Source organism: Bacillus sp. FSL M8-0256 (assembly GCF_038005765.1).
Classification (GTDB): domain Bacteria; phylum Bacillota; class Bacilli; order Bacillales; family Bacillaceae; genus Bacillus; species Bacillus safensis.
Window position 1 is genome coordinate 1 of the sequence record NZ_JBBOTU010000003.1, and the last position, 22,230, is coordinate 22,230.

Below are 22,230 nucleotides of genomic sequence, written 5' to 3' on the forward strand. Positions count from 1 at the left end.
TACACAGACAATGATTCAATAGACGAACCAGAAGATTATTCTGGTGGAACAGCCAAGGGTTCTATTCCATTAGCCAAGGCTTCAGACTATGTAAATACGTCCGCTGGCACGACTAACGACAAGTCTTCTCCTTCTTCTCAGGCAGAAGAAGAAGAAGAGAATATCAATGATGAACAAGCAGATGGAACAAAGCCGCTGGCTTCGGCTTCTGAATACTTGGATCAACAAGATGAAGCAATAAGTGATGAATCATACAACGAAAAGGCGAGCCATCTTCAGTTAGTACACAATTCGGATGATTATCAAGAAGATGATGAGTACCAGGATCATAGGGCTGAAAACCCTTGGAAAATGAGTGCTATTCCTGAAGAAGAAGCTGCTGCATCATACGAAGATGAACAAAGCAGTAATGAGCTAGAAAGTATAGACGGTACAAAGCCTTTGGGTTCAATCCCGCCTGAATATTGGTCGGAAGATGAGCCGAACGGAAGCTCAGAAGTTAAAAGTGAGCAGAGGCAAAATGATCCTGTACTTGATCAAGATACTTATAACGATGAGGACTTTTCAGCTGATGAACGTTACAAAGGCGGGGATTATTGATGATAAAGCATCTTAGTGATAGAGCTAAGCGAATTATCAGTATTTGCATGATTATTACCATGCCGATCCTCTTGTTTTCAGGTGTGCTTTATGGACAGAAAATTGAAAAAGAGCAAGAAGCAGCCTCTAAAAAAGAAGAGGCTGCTGAACAAGAAAAACAAGCTGAAGAAAACGCAATGAATGAAGATACCTTAGATGATTCTTTTTCTGAAGAAGACAATGACAATGAAAACAAGGCTATATATGAGCCGACTGATAAAGAGAAAAAAGATGCGGAAAGTACAGCTGTAAACTTTATTAAGGCTTACCATTCGTATGATGCTAAAAACCCTGATGAATATTTAAAAAAATCAAAGAAGTACATGACAAGTGATCTGTATGATTTTTATAAGCAGCTGCCAAAGCGTGGCACTTTGGATCAAATAAAAGTTGTGGTCAAAGAGACAAGCGCAACGCCAGGTGATTTTCAAGAGATTGCACAGATTTGGAATGTTGATGTAACGAGTGAAGATACTGATTCAAACGGAAAAAAGAAAAGAAATGTTACGCCTTATTCCATACAAGTGCAGAAGGTGAAAGGTGAATGGTTTGTAAGTGGGGTGAGGGTGGATGGCTGAAAATGCAGAAGTCATTGAACAACTAACCGACTTACAAACCCCTAAACGGAAAAACCCAATAGTCCGGCTTATTGGGTTTTTCGGTTTCCTGGTTGGTTTACCTCTTATTCTTTTATTATTGGGAATGATGATGATGGCTGCCGTCTTCTTTATGTTTTTCACTGGTGGAGGCGCACAAGAAGCCGAGTTAGAACAAAGTAATTTAGGCGGAGCAATATCAGAAATAGGAGAAAAGGAGATTCCGGCGGACTATATACCAATCTATAAGGCTGCCTCAGAGAAATATAAAGTACCTTGGAACCTCTTAGCTGCTCACCACAAAGTAGAAACAAGGTTTTCGACAATCAAAAAGATGGTATCGCCTGTAGGTGCCGTTGGTCATATGCAGTTCATGCCATTGACATGGTTGGGGTGGGGGTATGGTGGTGATCGGCTTGGAAATGCCAATGTGCCAAAGAAAATCCTAACCGACCCCAAAATGATTAAAAAATACGGCGGTTATGGTGTAGATGCTAATGGAGACGGCAAAGCAGACCCTTATGACTTGGAAGATGCGGTTTTTAGTGCTGCCAATTATCTATCTCATAATGGGGCTGCTGACGGAAATATCAGAAAAGCTGTCTACGCGTATAATCACAGCGAACAATATGTATCTGATGTGTTGAAGTATGCCAAGATGTACGCTAAAGGTGATTTTAATAAAGTGCAAAATGTAACAGCTGGTGAAAGTGGTTTTGCGCGGCCGCTCAAAACAAAAGTGACTTCCGGTTTTGGACAACGGATTGATCCGATCACCGGCAGTCGAGGTGAGTTTCATAAAGGAATTGATTTTGCTTGTACTAAAGGGCAAGCAATACCTGCTTCCAGATCTGGAAAAGTCGTTTATACGGGTTGGCAGGATGCAAATAATCCAAACGTTGGGTATGGCTTATTCGTGTGGGTGGAACATGGAAATGGTTATAAAACCACTTATGCTCATATGTCGAAAACAAGTGTAAACGTTGGAGATAAGATAAAGGCAGGAGATAAAGTCGGTGAATGTGGAAGCACTGGTAGTTCAACAGGAAACCACTTGCATTTTGAAATTTTTAAGGGTGGGGAACGTGTTGATCCATCACCATACGTTGGTTTGAAAAAGAAATGACAAACGATAAAGGAGTAATTGGTTTGAAGACAACAGGGCTTGTACGTAAGTTAGACCAATTAGGACGAATTGTTTTGCCGCAGGAAATGAGAAAAAATCTGGGTATTTTTGATAGAGATTTAATGGAAATTTCAACAGTCGATGACAAGATTGTTTTAAAGAAGATCAAGAGAAATAACGTTTGTTTAATGACTGGAATCATTTCAGATAACAATATGCGTTTGTCTGGGGGGATCGTTTTAAGTAGAACAGGAGCTATTTGGCTGCTTAAAGAATTACAGCAAGCGCTTGATAAGGATTCTTCTCAATAAATCAAAAAGAGCCGGATTTATTACCGATATAGACGGCTCTTTTTTATATGGATTTATAATGCATTTTAACAGTGTGTATAAGGCTTTTTGGTGTCAGGTGGTACAAAAACCATTCAGATAACAAAAAAAGCCCTTATTCGGGCTTTTAAAGCGTTTTTGTACGGTCTTCAACTTGATCAATCCACTCAGCTAGATGGTCGGTAGTGAAACCGAGTTCCTTTAGCTCTTTTGGGAAGGTTTCTGGTGCTTCCAGATATGATTTCATTTTATTTAAAGCGTCCGGCATTCTACCAAAAGCATAAATATGTTTAGAGGATGCCCCTTTATCAAGGGTTTTTCGTAAGTAGACATATTGTACTCCGCTATGTTTTTGTATAGAGATAAATCCTTGCGGGCTAAAAAGCACATTTAAGTCTTTGGATGAGGAATTTCTCCGTTTTCTTTGTCTATGAACGCCTTTAGAGTTGTTGTAGGCTGCCAGCTCATCTTTGAGGAAGAGATATCCTTTTTTATCTTTAGCTTTAAATGGTTTGATTATTCCTTGATCAATATACTTGCTAAGAGTGGTTTTTGAAATGCCCAGGTATTCCGTTGCCTCAGTAGAGGTCAAAATTTGATCAGAAAAATAATCTTTAATTTCTTTGATTTTTTGTTCTGTTGAATTACCTTTCTCAATGATTTCATACAAGCCTAACATAAAGCGTTCCTCCATTTTTTGTTGATGTAACTAATTTAGCATTATTTGTTGCGGTTATAAAATTTTTAAAGCCTCCCGCTATAAAGATTCATTTTTATAGGAGAGGCAGATTGTTTATTTAGTTTGATTTTACACCCAGACCGCACGCTACAAATGCTTTGCCTTCCAATGAAAGGCTCAGCCAATTAATAGTGTCATCGAGTGTATATTCTAGTGTGAAATGATCAAGAGACTCCCATCCCTGCTTCTGGCATTGTTCTTCAGCCCAATTTGCTTTAACTTCGATCCACCCTATGTCTTCCGTACAAGAAAATGGATCATTAGTTATTTCTGAAGGGTAGCAATGTACAACAACTTTTGAGTCTGGCTTGTGAATCATTATAAAATTCCTCCTCTAAAGAAATGTGTGTGTCACTAACTAGTGATAACTTAATTATACCTATAAGTTTTATAAACGTCAATATATAGGTGTAAAATTGTAAATTTCCTTTTGTTTTGTTATATTTGAATTATTCCCCGAAAGGGAATGTGTGTGAAATATGGCGTGCGGAAAACATGCCATATTTTTTATACTCAAATGTTGACGTTTTTGAAACTTAAAGGTATAATACAATTATCATCGAAAGATGATCACACACATTTCAAAGGGAGGAAGTTTCATGAATATTGTAGTAGCAGACCTTTTTACAACTGACAGAAAACACTTGAAGGAAATTGTTTTCCCAAAGGACATTAATGAACCGTTTGATAAGGCTTATCAGATGAGAAAGCACCTTAAAACAGATATTATTGTCCGCTTGATTGATGATCAAGGCGAGAAAAATGAAACGTGTTTTCCATATGAGTGGCATAATGAGTTGGATATATAAGCCAAAAAAATTTTAAAAATATTATACCTTTATGTTGACGTTTTTAAAACATAAAGGTATAATGAAATTGTCATCAGATAGATGACCACACACATTCTTAATTGAGGGAGAGAATTAACATGGAAAAAGTATTTGAAATCAGATCAATCAAACAAGTAAAAACAAAGGTGTCTGCTCCATTTACACAAGTGAAATCACCACATCACGCGGTCGATATCATCCATCATTTTATTGGGGAAGAAGCTAGAGAAATAGTCTTAGTCTTGATCCTTGACACAAAATTGAACGTACTGGCTGTTTATAAAGTGACTATCGGTAATATCGGTTCAACCATCTTAGAACCGAGAGAAATCTTTCAAGCTACAATGTTAGCCAATGGACGATCCATCATAATCGCTCACAATCATCCGTCTGGAAGTGTAGAACCATCACCACAGGACATAAAGGCTACAGAAAGGATCGCGCAGGCTGGAAACATACTCGGTATTGATGTACTCGATCATGTGATTGTTGCAGTTGATCATGAGAATAATAAGCAACATCTTTCATTAAGAGAAGCAGGATATATCAAATTTCAATAATGAGAGGGCTTAAAAGCCCTCTTGACCATATAAGGAGTGATTGGAATGAATAAGGCTCAAACGTTTATTAAAAGCCATTTTGCGAATTTAGAGAAGTCTCCCAATGAACCCGAACTAAAAAAGGTCTTCCGAAAACTATATGAATTCTTTGGCCGATCAAAAGGAGAAGGATTTGATTTAAAGCGATTAGATGGGTTGGATGATGAATGGAGAAAGATTGCGCTTCAGTCCATAGAAATTTATTACACAGAAGACTTTTATGGATCGGCAGCAGATCAGCCTGTTTATATCAACATGCACGATGTAGCACGTATCTTACAGCTCGATATTTGCACTTTAAATAAAAGGCTGCGTAAAGGATCGTACAAGATTCCTAAGCCGGATCATTTTGTAAGTGGTGATCCGGTTTGGGTTAAATCTGAAGTGAGGAAATTTAGGGATGCTAACGGTATATGGACAGGCGCAGGCAGCTTCACATATCCAAAACTAGAAGAATAAAGACATGCAGCTTGTTTCCTTTAACAAAGAATAAGCGCGTGTAAGTCACTAAAAAAGAAAAGAGAAAGTCATCACACACATTCCATCAAAACGGGGAGGAATCTAATATGAAAAAGTTACCTTTAGAGGTGCAGATTAGTCAGGCTGTAAAAGCTACAAAGTATGGGGCGATGAGTATTATTGATATTTCTCACTACCTGGAAATCTCCGGTGCTGAAGTCATCAAGCAGGTGAAAAAATGTCCTGATCTTACAATTGTGGGGAATGCAGTAGTTGCAAAAAAAGAGGGCGGGAATGTTTGGGCTATCAGTGCTGTAGTCGGTATTACATTTTGTTTAATCCAAGTATTCCCCGCTATGGTAGGATAAGGGGTGGTTATGGTGTTAGAGATCACTGAGATTGACGGTAAAACTTACGGTATTATCAAACTTCACTTGGATATACAAAACGAAGAGACGAAAACCGCGGAAGGTACTGGTATCACTCTCGCTCCAGGCGTTGAAGCGACTATAGGTATGTATCTTCAAATGATGTATGAGGCCGCGCAAAATATGGATCAAGCAAAATTTGAAGAGATCAGTAAACACCTAGAAGAATGGACTTTCCTAAAAAGAATAGGTTGCTGCAGCTACCCTCTAACGATTGATAAGAATGGCACGATTAAAGGTTATCGCGGAAGTATTTCATGTAAGAAATGAAAAATGCTCCTGCTGTGACAGGCGGCAGGAGCATTGACCAAAAAATCAGACAAAGGAGATCAAAAAAATGAATGATACAGGAAATGAAAAAGAGAAGGATATAAACCTGGGAAACATATTGTTGTTTTTTGTAATTGTGACTGCTGTAGTTGTGATTAAACTTAATTGGCAAAGTATCTATCAATTTATTGATGAAACATTAATAAGCAAGTTCTTTTAAACAAAGGAGGGTTTAAATATGGCTTGGAAATCACGATTTATTTTGGTTGGTATTCTGATTATTATTGTGGCGTCAGCGTGGAATAGACTCGAAGAATTTAAAGATAAGTTTTGGAGTGACATAAACGATATTTCTCAACAGGTAGAGAAAGCGCCTTCTAAAAGTGATGGTCAGTATGATGTGGAATTGAAGTTTCCAGCTGATAAGTATCCAGAAACAGCAAAACACATAAAAAATGCTATAAATAAGGGAGCTTCAGCTGTCTGCACGATTGATAGAGAAGGTGCCGATGAAAATAGAGAAGAATCACTGAAAAACATACCAACAAAAAGAGGATATGACCGAGACGAGTTCCCTATGGCAATGTGTGAAGAAGGCGGCGCAGGAGCCGATATTGAATACATATCTCCATCAGATAATCGAGGTGCGGGATCTTGGGTATCTCATCAACTAAGTGAATACGAAGATGGAACGGCCGTACTGTTTGTTGTTGATTAGGGTCATGAAACTTTGAATATGATCACAGCGTATAAGCTAAAACAAAGAAAAAAGGAGTTGTAGATTTGAATATAAAAAAAGCAAAAGATATCATTCAAGCAGGATTTGCATGGGGCAACTGGACTGATGAGCAAAAAAAGGCTTTCAAAATAGCTTGGTAAGCTCTGAATCAACAAATTGATGCTTCTAACCATTTATTGGTTCTTCAAAAAGAATACAAAGTTTATCTTATCTCTAATGAAGAGAATGGATGGAATTTATGGTTATTTGATAAGGATGAAAGGGATAAAGAAGTATACAAAGACAGGCACGAGAATTTAAACAAATTATTGATTGACGCAATCGAGTGGAGGCAAAGGAATATTGAATTGTAAGTGTTTTTCATAAACGAGGCGCGGGGTTTTGGTTATTACATCAACTGAATGAATACATGATGGACCGGCGGCCAATTTTTCTAAATATCAGGGGTGGCTTATGGAAATTGTAAAGAGTCTCTTATTCATAATCTATGTTATTTTGCTACATGTATATTCAAAGGAATCAGCTAGTAAACTTCAACGATACGTATATAATTCTTTCATTTTGGTATCTGTTGTATGGTTGATCAGCTTTAGTTTTTTCCCTCATTGGAAAATCATCACCAGTATTGGTTATGTGATTGTTAATCTCTTTGCAATTAAGGAATTATTTAAGAGAGTTAAAGCAAAGAAACTTATCATACCAGCTGTGGTTCCTCTTATTTCACTTGTGGGTATCGTCTCTGTAGTTGCCCTCATTCTGAATGATATCTATCTATTTACTTTGATGTTTAATGTATGCTTCTTCGGCTATCTCGTTGTAATAGAGAAGATACAGGAGCATTATAAAATTGGTGAAAAGCGAAAAGCGCCATCTAAATTAAACGATCGTGAAAAAATATTGAGGCGAATCAAACAAGAAAATATCATTCTTTTGCAGAAAGCTTCTTATTCACCTAATCTTTATACGTTTAATGCTGAAATAAACGTTGCTGATAATAGCGTGTTCCGCAACTATATAATTGAACCGCTTCATCCAGAAATCGGAATCAATAGACAAGCCCATTCACTAGCTCATGAATTAGGACATTATTATGACTCAATGAAAAGGAGTAGGTCTTTTCAAAAATTCATTCAAAAATGTCGCAACGCAGAACGATTAAAACCGATTTGTGGCCTAATTATGTTGTACGACGAATGGAGCGCCTGGAAACATGCAGAAAAAATTTGTATTGAAGAAGGCGTTGATATTCGTTTTTTTAACTATTCGAGGAAATTAAGCTTCTCAACCTATGTTAAAGCCTATTGGGATGGTTGTATAAAGCCGATAAAAACTTTGCTTAAAACGTACATTTTCAGCGTAGCCATCGTACTTTTTTCTGTGTTATTAACGGAGACGAATATTCATCTTCCCTTTAAGTTGGATGAGATAACAAATATTATATCTGGAAACAAAGATAGAACTGGGATTGTGAATCTAATTTTTATAAACCTCATGATGTTCCGCTTGATAGGATGGATAGCTATACCTTTTATGCAAAAAAAGATAGATCGTCAATATGTAGAAGAAAATGATCTTCCAGCAACAGGGAACACGAAGCAAGAAAAATGAAAATGAGGTGAATCATATGAAGGTAGAAGTCGTAATCAACCTATTTGAGATAGGGCTGCTCATTCTAGGGGTATCAGGTTTAATGTTAATTAAAGCCAATGAAGAGAGAAAAAGAAGCAGAAGGAGATAGGCTACTTCTGTTATTAAATATTTACAAATTATGTTTATCATGGTATAGTTTTATTGCAATAAGGTCACACCTTACATGGGTGTGTGGATTGAAATGTCCTAAGAGACAACTAGAAAAAATCCCTTTCCAATTGGATAGGGATTTTTTTCTTGTATCTTATTGAATATTTATGTAACTTTCAATATCGCACCATTTAATGAATTTCCTTGCAGCACGTAGCCGCCAAAGATGGCCGGATCGATGCGGAGTATCAGCGCAGCACGTGGCGGAAAAAGTCTCAATGGTTAATGGGTGGTTAGATTTCCGCCTATCAATGGTTGATAGGCATGGCCGGATCGATGCGAAGTACCAGGACTATTGATAAAAAAGTGGGAGTGTGTATGTAATGAACGAAAAAAATACAATTACAGCTTTCCATTGCTGGAGAAAAGACGGTGAATTAAAGGTTAGTCCTAAGCCTTTAAAGTGGCACATCCCTAAAAGACTAAGAGGACAAATACAGCAAGGGGATATTGTGTTGGTTGAATCCCTAGACAGAAAAAAGCCTGTCCTAGTAATTGATGTTTCAAGAGAAGAGCTTGAGGAAACAGGTTGCTATTACAAGCGAGTCATTAAGATTTTGGATAAAGTAGATAAAAATAAAGAAAATGTACCTGTGTGAAAGAGAGACTATTACGAGTAGTCTCTTTTTTAATGTAAAAATTCACTCAAATTTAACATGTCAATTCATCAGATATTAAAATATACTTAAAATTCTATTAATGTTTACATGATCCATTTTAACCATTATTATGGTAAATGTGGACCACGCTAAAAAAGGAATTGGAGGTAATAATATGAAAAAACGAAACGTTATTGTCACATCCTTGTTGTCAGCATCCATTTTATTCACTGGGTTTGGACTGGAGGGGAATGCGCAAGCAAAAGATGTATTCCCTTCTATGAACGATGAAAGAGCCAAAGAAGAAATAGAAGAAATGAAAGCAGAGGGAATGACCTCTGAACAGATTAAAGAGCTTTACGAGATGAGTAAGAAGGAGTATGACTCTGTATCTACGGAAGCAAAAGCAGAAGCTAAATTCGAAGAGTCGCAGAAAGATATCGATCAATATATCAAAGATGGTGTGATTGACGAGTATTTACCTAAGTACAACGAAGAGAAAGGTAAGATGAGCGTCAACGCCAAGAAGAATTTAGGTACTAAGGGCGATGTTTTAGTGAGCTATGACTTGAATTCAGGTAGCTCCGCAATTGGCTTCGGACACGCCGCAATTGTCTCAAGAAAATCAGCTAAGACCGTAGAGGCTTGGCATAAAAATTGGAGTCCTATTAAACAACATGGAGTCAGAAGATATAATAATAATTGGGGTTCTAGAAAGAAGGTTTATGGACTATGGGTGAAGAAGTCTAATAATACCAAATATGTAAATGCAGCTAAATATGCTGAAAAGCAAGCCGACCAAAAGAAGCCATACAATTTGAACTTCTTTGACAAGAAAACTACAAAGAAATTCTATTGTTCTCAATTGGCTTGGAGAGCTTGGAAGAATCAAGGACACGACATTGACAATATAAAAGTTGATTCGGTTGTGTCGCCAATGGAATTAGTAAACTCTAACAACACGAAGGTCTTTTATCATAAAAAGTAATTAAATGAGCAGTCGGGGATCTCCCCGATTGCTTTGCTATTGAAAGGGGATGATTGAATGAAATACTTTAAGTTACTTTTGTCAGCTTGTGCCATAGCACTTGTTTGTTCAGCATGTTCAAAGAAAGAGGAGGCTGCGGGGGACTCTCCTAAGGGAGAATTGAGCAATATGAAAGATAGTAAATTTGCTATCATACATTCGCAGGCAATGGACAGAGGATGCGAGATGGCCAACTACAACAATGAAGGAAAGAAATTGTCGAGTATAACAATGAAAGATTGCGTGGGATTTACCTCATCTACTCAAAGCAATCATAATATCTACTTTTCATCTAATAGGTCTAATTATCATGTATCTCTAAATAAGAAGACTGGGAAGGTAGAGCCTTTGAATACAAAATCACTTTCAAAGTCTACAGATGATGAGGGGGCATTTTTTATTAACTACTCTAATGGGTATGTTCTACACGACATTAATGTGGGCTTTACAGAGAATGGATTGGTAGGAGAATTAGTATACTGGAATGAAGATTCCAACGATAAAAATCAACTTGAATTAAACGGAGAATTAACAACAGCTATATTTGAAGACAAAAAAATCTATGCCATTCTTAGTAATGATGAAAGTGTCACAGTGTCTTCAATAGACTCTAAAACTCATAAAGAAAAACGAAAAAAGTTAGACGTAGACTCAGTATTCTTTCCTGATAATAATGAATCTTTGAAGTCATTAAATAATGGAGAATTAATTCTTGCCTTAAACGATGGCGTTGACAGTAAGAAAAAATCGATGTTGGTTGTACTCGACAAAAAAACTCTCGATAAGAAAAGAGAAATAGTAATGGATAAGGGATTCACTATCTACAAGACTAATGTAGACAAGGATAAAGTCACGATAGTCTCCTATGAAGGAGAAGTCAAGACATTCAACAAAGAACTTAAAGAGATATCATCTGAAAAAATTCCACTTAATTTTAAATCAGATGAACGTTTAGAAGAGGTCAAGATTTTAGACGGCAAGATTTATGCATTGGTGAGAATGTTTGATAGAGATAAGAATGGAGTTATTGGCAGAATTATTGAATATAATATTGAAAGCAAAGACTCTAAAGAGATATCTCTAAAATCTGATAGAGATTGGGAAATGACGAGCTTGGAAGTTGTAAAATAACTGACGAGGAGAGTGGAGTAAATTAACTTACATTATCTTCAACCCATGGCTCTTGTCTTATTCACATTACCATTATTGTATTTGGCTTGGGGGATTATTGGCTATTTAATCTTTAAGAAGATTCGTGTGGTTCTAATTATCACATTTATAACCTCAACCATTTTCATATTTGCCTACACCGGATTCGACATGTCAAATATGTATTGGGTAGGAATTGTGACTTTTTTAAGCATGTGTACGTCCTTAATGGTTAAAATTATACGAGATATGTATATTCGCTACAAAAAAGCATAACAAACAGTCAAAGCTTGTGTTCTCGAACATGAGCTTTATTTTTTGGTATACCACTGATGTAATCACTTTGTCAGCCATTTCATGTGGGACAGCAGCAGAATGAAAAAGAGGAAATAGGTTGCTATTACAAGCGAGTCATTAAGATTTTGGATCAAGTAGATAAAACCAGTAAGGAAATCGAAAAAATAAAGTAGCACTTATTGCAGGTGGATTTTTTCCTGCTTTAAAGCTCTTTTTCTATGGTGATAAGTAGTATTACTTATTTTTACAAAATTTGTTTAAAAAGGTCATTTAATCTGCGATAATGAAAGAAAAGGGTAAAATGATAGGGGGAGGTTTGTTTGGCAGAAAAAGTAGCAAGTCCACTTGTTGCTAAAATGATTGGTGATTGGTACGGACTTATAAAAAAGCAAGATATCCTAAAAGCTGAAAAAAAGAAAAGCGAGATATTACAAGCTTTTGAAAATATGAAAGAAGATCAAAATGTCTTATTATACTTTAACTTGATTGATGCCAGATACAAAATGATGGTGCAGGAGTTTGAGGGATCAAAAGTTTTATTGAAGCAAATAGACATTGAAGAGAAGCAGAAAACAGATGACATGATTCAGTATTATTATTTCTTCTTCAATGGCATGTATGAGTTCTATAAAAATCGATTTTCAGACGCTATCAACTATTATCATATCGCGGAGACCCGCCTTAGAAATGTTCCTGACGAATTAGAACGTGCTGAATTTAACTATCAGCTTGCGATTGCGTACTACAAAATCGCACAAAATCATTTCTCCATTAACCATGCCAAAAAAGCTTTAGAAAGCTTTAAATCAGCAGATTTACAAGAGAGTCGGATTGCTACTACTCTAATGGTAATCGCATCAAATAAGATGGATTTAAACCAACTCGAACAAGCTGAATCCACCTATAAGGATGCAATCAATTTAGCAGCAGAATCTAAACTTGATTTACCACAAGCACTAGGGCATTTCAATCTTGGGATATGTTATGAGCGCCAAGGCAAGCTTGCTGAAGCTTTCGACTCTTTCCAGAACGCCTTGTCTATTGAACTAAAAAAGCCACACAAAACACTGCATATGCGAACAAATTATATGTTAGCCCGTGTTCTCTTCCAGTTAGATAAAAAAGCTGAAGGGCTGGAGTCATACAATGAGTCACTCATATTGGCGAATGAATTATCTGACAATGCGTATATTGCTAAGTTAAACATCATACATTCAATTTATATAACAGGTGATGAAGCTCAACTAGATGCAGCTTTAAATGTACTGAAAACTCAAAAACTTTGGAAAGATGCCGCAGAATTGTCAATCATGGCTGCAAGATTTTATAAAAAGCAGGATAATCACAAACCGGCATCAAAATACTTTGATGAAGGTTTGGAATCACAAGCCAAAAAATTGACATGGATGAAGGAGGAAACTGAATGAAGCACCTGAAAGTTATGATATTAAGCTTTACCTTATTAATGGGGATCACAACCACAGTAAATATAAATTCTTCGAACGATTTTCAAACCGCAGAAGACGCATACTTCGGTTAAGCATTAGGAGAAGTAGACTCTACTAATGCTTGAATAAAGAAAAAGCCCTGTTCGAGGGCTTTTTTTGTTTGTCTTTATTCAGTTCGATGTCTCATTTTATTGATCGTTCTAAACGCTGCTTCAACGCCAATAAATACGATAAAGAATATTACTATCCAACTGACTAAATCTGCCCAAATGTTTGACATGTTAATCACGCCGAAGTTACTTAATCCCGATTGAATCACAAACGAGATTAAAGCAGTGATAAACACTGTTAAAAACCAATTTGTTTTCTTCAAGATTCACACCTCCTTAGAGGAATTTACACACATATTTAGTAGTCTTGTTTTCATTTTTGTAACGCTTGCAGAATTCATGGCCGCCCATGTCTAAAAGCTTTTTACCTAGCCATGCTAGACCTGCGCCAGCCAATACTTTGGCCGCCCATATCACTAACGGAGCTACCATAGTTGTCACTTCACCTTTTTTCTGTGCAGCTAATTGATCCTGGTACACCTTTTCAGCATCGCTACCGCCCAATGACTCTAAATGATTTTTGATCTCTACCGCGATATCTTTTGGCAACCCTGCATTGATAACTTTAGATTCATCAAAGGAAAAAGATTTATCTACTTCATTGTATGCAGCAGCATCGAAAATAGCCTGTGCAATTCTCTGCTGCTTTTGTGGGTTCCATTGTTCTTTTGCTGAAGCCTGACCAAAAGCAGAAGTGATTCCAAGAGTCACAATTAGAGTTAATACCAGTGTAAGTTTTCCATTGAGCTTACACAATAAACCGTTCATACTAAACATCCTCCCCCTAAAAGTATTGTCTTACACCCCGTATGGTAACAATTAACAGGTGTTATTTTCCACAGATTTTTAAAAAATGATAAAAATAGACTAAATAAAAGTCCCGCCATTTGTGACGAGACTGTGAATATTGTTTCTTTTTTAGCTGGTTTGTTCCAAGGATATTTTATTTCTATCGGCTGCGGCCACGTGCTGCAAAATGTTCGCTTTTTACTTTAAAAAAGCCGATCTCCCTGGATAACATCATTCGTGTTTTTTGCTGAAGTTTAAAAAATGAACTTCAGTAATCAGTGTAGAATGAAAAAAACTACACACTTACTTTTCGTAAGTTTACATAATGACCCTTCGGGGAAGTCTTTTTTTTAGCCGATCCCCATATTCGGGCAAATTCCGTCTTCAGGAGTGATTTCGGGTTTGGGAAATAATCAAAAAATCGGCCTTCATTAAGAAAAGGCCGATCTCTGTTTTTCTCCATATAGCTCCATATTTCATATCTAATCAGTGATTGAACTAATTTAAGCTTCGTTATATGATTTTCTGTTGCTTGTCTTATTTTTGCCACCTATTAGTACACATTTAAAGCTTCTAACTTGATCAAAATAAATCAGCTTTTAGACATGCTTAAAATTTGTACTCTAACTAGCCAAATAAATCAGCTTTTTTTGTCATCATTTAAATTCGTTCTCAGGCTATCCAAAATTGAGCTTTTTTTGATCAAATTCTTGAAGTGTCATTCCCATTCGTTTATACTTAATGTGTACCTATTACTAAGATCGACCCTGACTAGGTTGATCAAGCAATTGCCATAGCTCTGACGGAAGTGCAAATTGGTGATTGAATTTGGTTTCACCATTTACAATGAAACTTAATGATTTACTATTGGCACTCAGCTGACTACTGTGTGCTTTTTTCATGTTTAAAAACATATACTCAAGATAACACTAATATTTAGGATAGTAGCAAAGGTAGCCCTCCATGAAACAGAAACGTGACAATACAACCTTAATTGACTAGAAAAAGGTTGTGCTACCTTTACTTGATCCTATTGGTGAAAGCTTTTAGACGCTTCTTTTAAAACCAGGAGTTCCAATGGTCCATCAGCCAAGTAATGAGGATTTTGACTAGAATCCCCAGTACCATGGAGAAGAAATTTCCAACTGCTTTTAATAGCAGCCTTATTCTTCTTTTGGACTTTTGGACTTTCTGGTGTTGTCTTTTTTCAGACCTATTACTGTACCTGTTACCTTTTTTCGCCATAGCTCATTCACCCCCTTTTATAAGATAAGGGGTGGAGGATTATCGCTTGCTAACGTCTCTATGTACATTTTACCAGCATGTCTATTGAAACACGACTAGTATATGATCGAAACGGTAAAATTCTCAAATCCCCTATCCCCATAAAACTCCTTACTCGTCACATAGTGCGTCTACACATGATCTTTTAAAGTATGAGATATGTTTATCTCAATTTAATAGTGGTGGTCATACAGCTGGTGTTGCACGTGCAGACGATCGGCAGCCCTGGCACTCCTTTTATCTTTAATATAGCGCTTCTCACTGCATTTTCTGGACTCCACCATTTTTCCCTTTCTATATCAATAGTGGCAAGCGTACAGAGAGTGTTGCAGCGTGCAGACATCGGCAGCCCTGGCATCCCTCTTATCTCTAATATAACGCTTCTTATTGCTTATTCTGGATTCATTCCACTTTTTCTTTCTATCTCAATAGTGGCAGGTGTATGAAGCTTGTTGCAGCAGGTAGACGATCGGCAGCCTTGGCACCCTTCTCGTCATTAATATAGCGTTTCTCTCGCTATGATTTGATAGGAACCTTTATTGTGTAAAAAATCAAGCATTATCAGGAATTTTTATTTAAAAAGATATAAGAAAGAAAAAAGAAGCCATTAATGGCTTCTTTTCTTGTGTGTATTATCCGAACATTTTAATTGATCAGGATCCAGGTACTTAGTATAAAAACCGAATAAAAAATTGTGGCCGTCTATTAATGAGACAGGATTTCACGAATGATCGTTACTGTCTTTGCGCTAATTCTTCTAATAGAAGACGAACCCCTTCAGGACTTAATACAATATCATTGGATAGCTTTATGTTTTGCTCTGATATTTCACCAGTAATTAAGCACGCTTCAGCCTTCTTAAATTTCTGCAAAATAATATTTTCTTGGTCAACGAAAATCTCCATAGGTTCTGACTCGTGAATGTTTAAGTTATCTCTTAATTCTTTAGGAAGCACAACTCTTCCAAGCTGATCTACTTTTCGTACTACGCCAGTATTTTTCATGCATATATATCTCCTTTCAAAATACAAGTTGCACGTCGCTTACGCGTCATACGTTTGTGCGTCTGAACGTCTACACACTAAGCGTCTGCATGTGCAGGTGTATCAACGTATCACTGTTTTATCTGCTTCATGATCATTAATCCTAGTGAATTGCCCGTTACGCAAGTATACATAAGAATTGTCGTACTTTCTAAGGATATTGTATTGATCCATGAGGTCAATCATCGTTACTTCGTTTTCCATCCAGGACATATGGTCAATTTCCCCGATGCTGTTGAGTCTGTTATCTCTACATGAAATAAAGAATGCTGATATTAAATCTTTTAAGCGTTCATTAAGCCTCTCGCTTTCAAAATCTTCATCTGTAAATCTCGCTAAGCCTCTTGCGAGGTGTTTTGCATATAGTTTCCACATGTCGCTCTTTAAAGGATATTGACTTTCAAGATCAGCACTAATTTCTCTAGCGTTAGTTTCAGCTAATTGTAATGTTTTCTTTAGTGATCTACTCATATATTAGAGCTCCTTTCTTTTGGATTTCTGACATTCTTTGTATGTATAACTAAAGTAAAACATTCATGTCTTGATATGTCTATAACTTGCATCTGAAGAGGCGACTAGACGTTTGATCGTCATGTGTTTGCGCGTCTGAACGGATAGAAAAAGAAAGCTCTAGGTTCAGAATGAATGGAATTTTTTAGTGTGTTGTAGAGGGCGATTCTGACGCAATTATCTTATAGATTCGTGTATGTTTGTTCGTAAATGCAAGCACGCAAGCGTCTGAACGGTGTCTAATTTTGTCTTACGGTTATTAAAGGTGTTTTTCTAGCGATCAAGTAATTGTTATTGAGGTGATAATGTGGAAGAGAATGATAGAACGTTTCTGTATGCTCAGGCTGTTGCGAAAGAATTGGACATATCAACTTCTTCATTAAGAAGATGGTGTGGTGCTATGGAGAAAGCAGGATACAGTTTTGAACGACATAAAGATGCCAGGATGTTTTTTGAGAAGGATCAAGAATTGCTGAAGCAAATCAAACAACGTTTAGAAGATGGACAGGAGTCATTGGAAACAGCAATTTATAACATCTTACACCTTGATCCTGAAGATCATACAATCGGTACAAGCGCCAGTGGCGCAAAAATTCAGCTTTCAGTAGATGAGTTGAGGCAGCTGATTAGTAATGCTGTTCAAGAGGGTGTGGCGGCCAGTAATGAAAGGATGATCCAGGCAATGGATCAAAAGTTATCAGACCATATAGAAATGATGGATAAAATAAAAATGAAACAGTTTCGGCAGCTGATGGATGATAAACAACAACAAATAGAGCTAGAGAAGGGGCAAAATGAAGTAGTAGCGACCAAAGAAAAAAAGCCTCTCTGGAAGAGGCTTTTATTTAGATGAGGTCTTTTAGCTCGTCACCGTACTCTAAGTTATTTGACGTATCATTAGAGTTATCTTGATCTTGCTGCTGTGATTCGTCCTTTTCTTCATGAACTGTGGTGCCTGTTTGATTATTGAGCGCCGCGCTTAACATTTGCATTAAGTCACTGGACGCGGATGTACTAAGCTCAGGCAATTCACTTTTTAGAATGCGTTCATTGTCTAGTGTGATTTTCTTTCTGACTTCATGAGTATCAATGTCTGTCTCTACGCCAAATCGGTCAATAAATGCATTAACAATGATAGATAGCGAAGCATTTATATTTTTTTGATGATTCATCCATTCATTGATACGCTCTTTTTCTTCATCATCAAAACGAAACAAGAAGGATTTACGGTCTTTGTTTGGAGGTCTTTTCATGGTCTTCTCCTATTTAGATGCAGTTTGCACTTTATTTTCATCTTTTAAGAACACTTTTGTATTCAAGATGTTAAGTCCTAAAGCGTTTAGATCAGCAGCATACTCTTCAGGAATCCAAAGAACTTGCAGCTTGAATTTTTCAGCAAATTTTTTCAATGGTTCGTATAAGGTATCTTTGAAGATGATGCTGCCACCGCCATAAACAGGCAGAATAGAGGCTTGCATACCTGTGTTTTCTTGAAAGTTATTTTGGATCATGTGTAAAATCTCTCTTGATTGAGCACGCTTTGCGATTTCCAATGCTCTTACAGCATCGTCATGGTACTTGTCTGATTCGTCTTGAATGATTGCCATGAGTTGTTGTCTCATTAGTTTAAACTTCCCGCCATACTTTTTATTCAGTGAACGGATAGCTTCTTCTGTGGCATATCCAACCCCTAAGTCTTCCCCTGTACAAGCGTCTGAGATAGGCTTCATACCTTCAGTATAGACGGATTCTGTTGTACCATCCCCGATATCTGTATGCAGCATCTTTTTATCTGCAAATACAGTTCCACTTGTGATGTTTGTGTTATACAGTTCGTTATAATTCTTAAAGTATTCAGCTGGCCCTTCTAGTATTGCATATAGAGCCGGTACGCCTTCCCTTGTAACTTTTATATGTCGATTAAAGGTGATCTGCACAGTAGATCGCAGATTGCCAACGTAAACAACGACAATGTGAGTATGTTTTGAGAAACGTTCCTCCATTTTTCTTGCTTTGTCTGCTGAATATTGGGAAGCCGGAATTGCTGTTGTAAGAGCACAATCAATCGTAAGGACTGAAGGGATTTCCCTTTGCTCATTGTAATGATCCTTGACCCCTTTTGCCGCAATATATGAAAGAAGGTTTACTATAGGAAGGTCTTGTTCATCTTTGTCTCCCATTTTAATGTTCATGTTTGTTATAAGGCCGCCTGTGCTTGTCAGCGCGCGTTTGCCAATCGTGAATAGACTTGGGTATTCGATTGCTGGACTTGTGATATGCACTAGCAATTCATCAAATAGATTTTGAACCAGCTTGTTTACATCTGTTTCATCAACTGCTGGAGCACTGCTGATTTCACGCATAACACTATCTTCACGAAGAATGTTTTTTGCGTCTCTATCAAAAATCATTTTGATTTTTGAGTTTCCGATATCTGCTGCTAGTTCAATGTTACGTGTTTCGGTTGTACTTTGTTTACTCATAATAACCACCTTTTAACATTATTGGATTTTAAACGGTCTTCACTTCGGGTTTTAAAGAAGTGTTAAGAAAAAAATTCAAAAAATCACTAGAACAAAATTGATATCATTTTAAACTGTTAATTGATATCATTTTAATCATTATAAATCATGTGGGAATAAAGAGCAATGAAGATGAACAAAAAAGATATCATTTTAGATACAAAAAAGATATCTTTTTTGTTTAAACTGTTGGATAGAAAGAGGTTTTATGTTAAAATGATATCAAATAAGTATTAAAAAAGATATCATTTTTGTTTATAGGACGTTTTTCTCTCATCCTGAGTAGGGTGGACGGATTAGCCCAAATCTAGTATTATCGGTTGTAACAGATCAAATTTTAAGAGATTTGAAGTATATCAAACAATTCAGAATTTTCTAAAAATAAAATAGAACAGGAAAAAAGCCAGTGCTACCAACACTGACTTTTTGGATTCAAGCTCCCCAGGTCTCCAAACCAACGAGCTTGAAAGAACATACTCAAATTGTATGTCTTTATCATATCAGTATCCTTGTGAAGTTGCAAGATATTTAGAACTCAAAATATCTGCAAATTTTTCCTTGGTTTCCGATAAATCGACATATAAATAGGGTTGTACCTTTCAAGATTTAGAGCCGTTGGGTGAGCGAATCCGCTTACTAACGGCTCTTTTTTGTTGCCGGAAACGGAGGTGCAAACCATGATTGCTGATAGATTGATAGAACAATATAAAAACGATATGCAAGCTCCTGAAGACAGCTTGAAATATGCAAAATTGCTTTCTATGCCGCTGCCGCTGGAAGGGATTTTTAAATCACAAATGACAGCAGCGCCAAAGTCTAAAGCTGCTTCAAGGAAGGCAGAATATGAACACAAATATGCTAAAGACTACGCTTATGCCTTCCTGGTTCCTGAAGGAGACTTTAGCCAGGAGTTTGCGGTGCGTACTTACAAAACGTTTAAAAAACATATTGAAGCTGGTCATATCACTCATATTACATACAACACGTTCTATAGAAATGACCGGAAATTACGCTCAAATTTGCGTTGGATCAACGCTATGTGCATTGAAATTGATGTGAAAGGCAATGAAAACGTTGATAACAAAGGGATTACTCTTGTGGACGTTCTTGGCCGTATTTCTAATGCGGGATTACCTGAAGCTACAACTATCTTAAAAAGCCCAAGTGGAGGCTACCATATATTTTGGGTTTATCAGGACCCGATCAGAGCGACACGAAAGGCGGCCGCCGTTTACACGCGCATGCAGAAGGCGATCGCACAGGCAATCGGGGGAGATTTAGCAGCTGTAGGCGCTGAACATTACTTTAGAGCGCCAAATGAGCAAAATGTTGTTTATGAAGGATATAGCGTGCCTTCTAATAGCCTTACAGATTGGTATGCCATTGATTGTGAACGTAGATTTGCAGAACGTGGGGATCGCTTTAGTGGGGCAGTTAACTTCAATACATACAATGGTGCGCTTATGCAGTCTGAAGCTTTTAGAGACGTGCAGCGCGGTGGATTCGATGACATGAGAGATAGAGTGTCTTTTAGTTTAGCATGCGCTTATAAGCTGTCTGGCATGACTGAGCGTGAAGCGTCTGTGCGTCTGCTCTCCTGGAATGCTAACAATGTGAAGCGAATGAGCCAATCTAAATTATTAACAAAAATTCGGTCCGTTTATCGATCTGAAGATCGTTATGTGAGCTACAGCTTTATCAAAGAAGCTGCGGAGTATCTAACAGGAAAAGAGTATCCTGAAAAGATTTATTGGAATAGCAGAATGGCTAAACCGCGCTCTGAGCGTGTGAGAAGCCATTATTATGAGTATAAGCAAGACATCATTAAATATTTAAAGGTTCATGAAGCGTTAATTGGCTCACAGCGATCTATTGCAAAAGAGCTTCAAATACCATTCAGTACCTTCTGTAAAGTCCTTAAAAATATGCTTGAAGAGGGCTTATTAATCATGGAAACAAAAAAGGGGCGTGGGGGCTTCACGTTAATTACATTGCCTTCAAAACAGGACAACCCTACAAAACCCCATGAGAAGCATTTAAACGACTCTAAGGGGCAACAAAATGGCTCTGATGAGGTCTCAACAGAGGATCATAAGCAACCAGCAGCAATCGTCCAGAAATCCCATGATGACAAAATAAATGTCCCACTCTCTAATAACACTAGTAAGGGTGCGGGTGGGCAGGCTCTCCCTGGTCGTGTTTCTGAGGCTGTAGCCTCTACGACTTCTGCCTTTTCTGCTGTTCCTTCCTGTGTCCCGGCTCTCTTTGTCTCAGCCTTCTCCAACCGCGGTTTCTCTGATGGCCGTTTCATCTTCGCTGCTTGGGGGCGCGTGCGTCTGGCTTTCTCTTCCTTGGGCATCCGTCCTAGTGCGATTGCTGGCCATCATGATTATGTATCTCTAGCCTGCACTTCTGCGGCAGTTGCTTTTGATTATTTTGGTACACCTATTGCTCATGATTGGTCTGGTGATCCTGACCGTTTCTTGAAGTATTTCTATGGTGTTGTGCGTAAAAAATTGGCTGCTTTCAGGCAAGATGAACTGGAAAATTTAAGACAATATATGGAATCTGTTCCGCTTGTCAGACTGTTCAAATTGTGGGAGGAACTTTCTGATGAATCTTTTCTAAAATGGATTCCAGATCGTGAAAATATCGAGTTGTTTTTAACTGATTTAGAGGCTGAAATTCATAAGCGTGAGATACAAAATTCACGCAGAAAATGGTATGAAAAATTCGGTTTATCAGCTTTGAAATAAACAAAAATACCAGCTGCATTTTTAACAGCTGGCACATGTTGCATGACCTACACCACCACAGTGTTTTAGTCATTAACCATTGTACATTATTTATGATTTCTTCGTGGAAATATCATGTGTAATCACTTGGAAATATCATGTA

26 protein-coding genes are annotated in these 22,230 nt (G+C 37.3%); 18 read left to right on the forward strand and 8 right to left on the reverse strand.

Annotation, left to right across the window (positions count from 1 at the left end; translation table 11 throughout):
* The 4 genes from NSQ76_RS20680 to NSQ76_RS20695 all read left to right on the forward strand — a co-directional run.
* Positions 1–600 (forward strand): hypothetical protein (locus tag NSQ76_RS20680; RefSeq protein ID WP_341055865.1); only part of this gene is annotated, 600 nt, incomplete at its 5' end.
* A complete protein-coding gene (locus NSQ76_RS20685) occupies positions 597–1,217 on the forward strand; it encodes a hypothetical protein (protein WP_341055866.1) in 621 nt (206 codons plus the stop codon). The genes NSQ76_RS20680 and NSQ76_RS20685, both read left to right, overlap by 4 nt.
* Positions 1,210–2,361 carry a peptidoglycan DD-metalloendopeptidase family protein gene (locus tag NSQ76_RS20690; RefSeq protein ID WP_341055867.1) on the forward strand — a complete coding sequence of 384 codons (1,152 nt, stop codon included), beginning with the start codon at positions 1,210–1,212 and terminating at the stop codon, positions 2,359–2,361. The genes NSQ76_RS20685 and NSQ76_RS20690 overlap by 8 nt, the downstream gene beginning before the upstream one ends.
* Positions 2,362–2,384: 23 nt before the next feature.
* Positions 2,385–2,672, forward strand: coding sequence for an AbrB/MazE/SpoVT family DNA-binding domain-containing protein (locus NSQ76_RS20695; RefSeq protein ID WP_216100610.1), 288 nt, complete (start codon positions 2,385–2,387; stop codon positions 2,670–2,672).
* Between the two features lie 145 nt (positions 2,673–2,817).
* Here the strand turns inward: NSQ76_RS20695 and NSQ76_RS20700 are convergent, their stop codons facing one another.
* Together NSQ76_RS20700 and NSQ76_RS20705 are read right to left on the reverse strand one after the other, a co-directional pair.
* Positions 2,818–3,369 (reverse strand): helix-turn-helix domain-containing protein, encoded by a 552-nt coding sequence (locus NSQ76_RS20700; protein WP_341055871.1) that lies wholly within the window; start codon positions 3,367–3,369, stop codon positions 2,818–2,820.
* A gap of 118 nt (positions 3,370–3,487) precedes the next feature.
* Positions 3,488–3,748 carry a hypothetical protein gene (locus NSQ76_RS20705; protein WP_341055872.1) on the reverse strand — a complete coding sequence of 87 codons (261 nt, stop codon included), beginning with the start codon at positions 3,746–3,748 and terminating at the stop codon, positions 3,488–3,490.
* Positions 3,749–4,028: 280 nt separating this feature from the next.
* Between NSQ76_RS20705 and NSQ76_RS20710 the strand changes: the two genes are divergently transcribed.
* The 12 genes from NSQ76_RS20710 to NSQ76_RS20770 all read left to right on the forward strand — a co-directional run bounded on the left by NSQ76_RS20710 (position 4,029) and on the right by NSQ76_RS20770 (position 13,053).
* Positions 4,029–4,238 carry a hypothetical protein gene (locus NSQ76_RS20710; RefSeq protein WP_144523901.1) on the forward strand — a complete coding sequence of 70 codons (210 nt, stop codon included), beginning with the start codon at positions 4,029–4,031 and terminating at the stop codon, positions 4,236–4,238.
* A gap of 119 nt (positions 4,239–4,357) precedes the next feature.
* The gene (locus tag NSQ76_RS20715; protein ID WP_341055874.1) at positions 4,358–4,819 is read left to right on the forward strand and encodes a JAB domain-containing protein; all 462 of its coding nucleotides are present in this window, start codon (positions 4,358–4,360) and stop codon (positions 4,817–4,819) included.
* Positions 4,820–4,864: 45 nt separating this feature from the next.
* Complete coding sequence (locus tag NSQ76_RS20720) at positions 4,865–5,317, forward strand: hypothetical protein (protein WP_216100618.1); 453 nt, start codon at positions 4,865–4,867, stop codon at positions 5,315–5,317.
* A 107-nt stretch (positions 5,318–5,424) separates the two neighbouring features.
* On the forward strand, positions 5,425–5,685 hold the full coding sequence (locus NSQ76_RS20725) for a hypothetical protein (protein ID WP_341055875.1): 261 nt from the start codon (positions 5,425–5,427) through the stop codon (positions 5,683–5,685).
* 12 nt (positions 5,686–5,697) lie between these two features.
* The gene (locus NSQ76_RS20730; protein ID WP_341055876.1) at positions 5,698–6,015 is read left to right on the forward strand and encodes a hypothetical protein; all 318 of its coding nucleotides are present in this window, start codon (positions 5,698–5,700) and stop codon (positions 6,013–6,015) included.
* A gap of 67 nt (positions 6,016–6,082) precedes the next feature.
* A complete protein-coding gene (locus NSQ76_RS20735; RefSeq protein ID WP_341055877.1) occupies positions 6,083–6,235 on the forward strand; it encodes a hypothetical protein in 153 nt (50 codons plus the stop codon).
* An 18-nt stretch (positions 6,236–6,253) separates the two neighbouring features.
* A complete protein-coding gene (locus NSQ76_RS20740) occupies positions 6,254–6,733 on the forward strand; it encodes a NucA/NucB deoxyribonuclease domain-containing protein (RefSeq protein WP_341055878.1) in 480 nt (159 codons plus the stop codon).
* A 474-nt stretch (positions 6,734–7,207) separates the two neighbouring features.
* Positions 7,208–8,362, forward strand: a complete 1,155-nt coding sequence (locus NSQ76_RS20745; RefSeq protein ID WP_341055879.1) for a hypothetical protein — start codon at positions 7,208–7,210, stop codon at positions 8,360–8,362.
* Between the two features lie 515 nt (positions 8,363–8,877).
* Entirely contained in the window at positions 8,878–9,153 is a 276-nt protein-coding gene (locus tag NSQ76_RS20750; RefSeq protein WP_341055880.1) for a DUF5839 family protein, read from the forward strand.
* Between the two features lie 175 nt (positions 9,154–9,328).
* On the forward strand, positions 9,329–10,141 hold the full coding sequence (locus NSQ76_RS20755) for a septation ring formation regulator EzrA (protein WP_341055881.1): 813 nt from the start codon (positions 9,329–9,331) through the stop codon (positions 10,139–10,141).
* 57 nt (positions 10,142–10,198) lie between these two features.
* Complete coding sequence (locus NSQ76_RS20760; protein ID WP_341055882.1) at positions 10,199–11,311, forward strand: hypothetical protein; 1,113 nt, start codon at positions 10,199–10,201, stop codon at positions 11,309–11,311.
* Between the two features lie 635 nt (positions 11,312–11,946).
* On the forward strand, positions 11,947–13,053 hold the full coding sequence (locus NSQ76_RS20770) for a Rap family tetratricopeptide repeat protein (protein WP_341055883.1): 1,107 nt from the start codon (positions 11,947–11,949) through the stop codon (positions 13,051–13,053).
* A gap of 187 nt (positions 13,054–13,240) precedes the next feature.
* Here NSQ76_RS20770 and NSQ76_RS20775 read toward each other — a convergent pair whose 3' ends face one another.
* The 4 genes from NSQ76_RS20775 to NSQ76_RS20790 form a co-directional block, all read right to left on the reverse strand.
* Positions 13,241–13,447, reverse strand: coding sequence for a hypothetical protein (locus NSQ76_RS20775; RefSeq protein ID WP_341055884.1), 207 nt, complete (start codon positions 13,445–13,447; stop codon positions 13,241–13,243).
* Positions 13,448–13,460: 13 nt separating this feature from the next.
* The gene (locus NSQ76_RS20780; RefSeq protein WP_341055885.1) at positions 13,461–13,952 is read right to left on the reverse strand and encodes a hypothetical protein; all 492 of its coding nucleotides are present in this window, start codon (positions 13,950–13,952) and stop codon (positions 13,461–13,463) included.
* Between the two features lie 2,039 nt (positions 13,953–15,991).
* Positions 15,992–16,261, reverse strand: coding sequence for an AbrB/MazE/SpoVT family DNA-binding domain-containing protein (locus NSQ76_RS20785; RefSeq protein ID WP_341055886.1), 270 nt, complete (start codon positions 16,259–16,261; stop codon positions 15,992–15,994).
* 102 nt (positions 16,262–16,363) lie between these two features.
* Positions 16,364–16,771 (reverse strand): hypothetical protein, encoded by a 408-nt coding sequence (locus tag NSQ76_RS20790; RefSeq protein WP_341055887.1) that lies wholly within the window; start codon positions 16,769–16,771, stop codon positions 16,364–16,366.
* Positions 16,772–17,117: 346 nt separating this feature from the next.
* Between NSQ76_RS20790 and NSQ76_RS20795 the strand changes: the two genes are divergently transcribed.
* Entirely contained in the window at positions 17,118–17,663 is a 546-nt protein-coding gene (locus NSQ76_RS20795; protein ID WP_341055888.1) for a hypothetical protein, read from the forward strand.
* Here the strand turns inward: NSQ76_RS20795 and NSQ76_RS20800 are convergent.
* Together NSQ76_RS20800 and NSQ76_RS20805 are read right to left on the reverse strand one after the other, a co-directional pair.
* A complete protein-coding gene (locus NSQ76_RS20800) occupies positions 17,656–18,063 on the reverse strand; it encodes a hypothetical protein (protein ID WP_341055889.1) in 408 nt (135 codons plus the stop codon). The two genes, NSQ76_RS20795 and NSQ76_RS20800, sit on opposite strands and share 8 nt — an antisense overlap.
* A 9-nt stretch (positions 18,064–18,072) precedes the next feature.
* Positions 18,073–19,293, reverse strand: a complete 1,221-nt coding sequence (locus NSQ76_RS20805; RefSeq protein WP_341055891.1) for a ParM/StbA family protein — start codon at positions 19,291–19,293, stop codon at positions 18,073–18,075.
* A 716-nt stretch (positions 19,294–20,009) separates the two neighbouring features.
* On the opposite strand from NSQ76_RS20805, the gene NSQ76_RS20810 reads away from it, so the two are divergent.
* Positions 20,010–22,088, forward strand: a complete 2,079-nt coding sequence (locus NSQ76_RS20810; protein WP_341055893.1) for a hypothetical protein — start codon at positions 20,010–20,012, stop codon at positions 22,086–22,088.
* Positions 22,089–22,230 lie beyond the last annotated feature (142 nt).

What these genes read in the sequence shown, in the direction of transcription:
- NSQ76_RS20760 (WP_341055882.1), top strand. Translation starts at nt 10,199, where the DNA reads ATGAAATACTTTAAGTTACTTTTGTCAGCTTGTGCCATAGCACTTGTT.
- NSQ76_RS20700 (WP_341055871.1), bottom strand. Translation starts at nt 3,369, where the DNA reads ATGTTAGGCTTGTATGAAATCATTGAGAAAGGTAATTCAACAGAACAA.
- NSQ76_RS20780 (WP_341055885.1), bottom strand. Translation starts at nt 13,952, where the DNA reads ATGAACGGTTTATTGTGTAAGCTCAATGGAAAACTTACACTGGTATTA.
- NSQ76_RS20790 (WP_341055887.1), bottom strand. Translation starts at nt 16,771, where the DNA reads ATGAGTAGATCACTAAAGAAAACATTACAATTAGCTGAAACTAACGCT.
- NSQ76_RS20690 (WP_341055867.1), top strand. Translation starts at nt 1,210, where the DNA reads ATGGCTGAAAATGCAGAAGTCATTGAACAACTAACCGACTTACAAACC.
- NSQ76_RS20705 (WP_341055872.1), bottom strand. Translation starts at nt 3,748, where the DNA reads ATGATTCACAAGCCAGACTCAAAAGTTGTTGTACATTGCTACCCTTCA.
- NSQ76_RS20720 (WP_216100618.1), top strand. Translation starts at nt 4,865, where the DNA reads ATGAATAAGGCTCAAACGTTTATTAAAAGCCATTTTGCGAATTTAGAG.
- NSQ76_RS20785 (WP_341055886.1), bottom strand. Translation starts at nt 16,261, where the DNA reads ATGAAAAATACTGGCGTAGTACGAAAAGTAGATCAGCTTGGAAGAGTT.
- NSQ76_RS20805 (WP_341055891.1), bottom strand. Translation starts at nt 19,293, where the DNA reads ATGAGTAAACAAAGTACAACCGAAACACGTAACATTGAACTAGCAGCA.
- NSQ76_RS20740 (WP_341055878.1), top strand. Translation starts at nt 6,254, where the DNA reads ATGGCTTGGAAATCACGATTTATTTTGGTTGGTATTCTGATTATTATT.
- NSQ76_RS20755 (WP_341055881.1), top strand. Translation starts at nt 9,329, where the DNA reads ATGAAAAAACGAAACGTTATTGTCACATCCTTGTTGTCAGCATCCATT.
- NSQ76_RS20715 (WP_341055874.1), top strand. Translation starts at nt 4,358, where the DNA reads ATGGAAAAAGTATTTGAAATCAGATCAATCAAACAAGTAAAAACAAAG.
- NSQ76_RS20800 (WP_341055889.1), bottom strand. Translation starts at nt 18,063, where the DNA reads ATGAAAAGACCTCCAAACAAAGACCGTAAATCCTTCTTGTTTCGTTTT.
- NSQ76_RS20710 (WP_144523901.1), top strand. Translation starts at nt 4,029, where the DNA reads ATGAATATTGTAGTAGCAGACCTTTTTACAACTGACAGAAAACACTTG.
- NSQ76_RS20725 (WP_341055875.1), top strand. Translation starts at nt 5,425, where the DNA reads ATGAAAAAGTTACCTTTAGAGGTGCAGATTAGTCAGGCTGTAAAAGCT.
- NSQ76_RS20745 (WP_341055879.1), top strand. Translation starts at nt 7,208, where the DNA reads ATGGAAATTGTAAAGAGTCTCTTATTCATAATCTATGTTATTTTGCTA.
- NSQ76_RS20810 (WP_341055893.1), top strand. Translation starts at nt 20,010, where the DNA reads ATGATTGCTGATAGATTGATAGAACAATATAAAAACGATATGCAAGCT.
- NSQ76_RS20735 (WP_341055877.1), top strand. Translation starts at nt 6,083, where the DNA reads ATGAATGATACAGGAAATGAAAAAGAGAAGGATATAAACCTGGGAAAC.
- NSQ76_RS20750 (WP_341055880.1), top strand. Translation starts at nt 8,878, where the DNA reads ATGAACGAAAAAAATACAATTACAGCTTTCCATTGCTGGAGAAAAGAC.